Origin of the sequence: Robertkochia sediminum (genome assembly GCF_016786255.1) — a bacterium.
GTDB lineage: Bacteria > Bacteroidota > Bacteroidia > Flavobacteriales > Flavobacteriaceae > Robertkochia > Robertkochia sediminum.
This window is the reverse complement of sequence record NZ_JADMKT010000050.1, coordinates 1-465: the sequence shown is the minus strand read 5'-3', so window position 1 is coordinate 465 and position 465 is coordinate 1. Positions and strand designations below refer to the sequence as shown.

1 protein-coding gene is annotated in these 465 nt (G+C 45.8%); it reads right to left on the bottom strand.

What is annotated here, in order from left to right; genetic code table 11:
• Window positions 1–280: 280 nt before the first annotated feature.
• Window positions 281–465: hypothetical protein (locus IS446_RS15370; protein WP_235996349.1), on the bottom strand; the 185-nt coding region annotated here is incomplete at its 5' end.

Below are 465 nucleotides of genomic sequence, written 5' to 3'. Positions count from 1 at the left end.
ACCGATGGTGTCTTTACGAACCTTCCTGCCGGCAGGCAGGGGTGGCTGGCTTTTGGCCAGACGGAAGGGGTTTTCTAAGCCTTGCGCCCAAGCCTGTGAGATAGTACTCCTCCTACAAGGCACTCACCATCCTAACCATGGTTCAAACCACTCGATCCGCCCCTTATACCTGTTTGGGAGGTAGTTTATATTGAATATCAGTCGCTTATCAGAAACCTTCAAAAATTAACACAGTTGGATTTGTGTAATTCGGGAAAAGCGTCTTATATTTGCACCCGCTTTAAGGGATAAGCGCTCTTGTAGAGGGGGCTGATTTTAAAGCGGATGTTCTTTCACAAACGGCATGATTTTTCAAGAAAAACACTTCAAGAAAGTTTTTTTCAAAAAAGCTTGCCAGAATGAAAAAAGGTTGTAGTTTTGCAGCCGCTTCTTTCGGGAAGCATCGCCGCTGAGGCCGAGGAAACA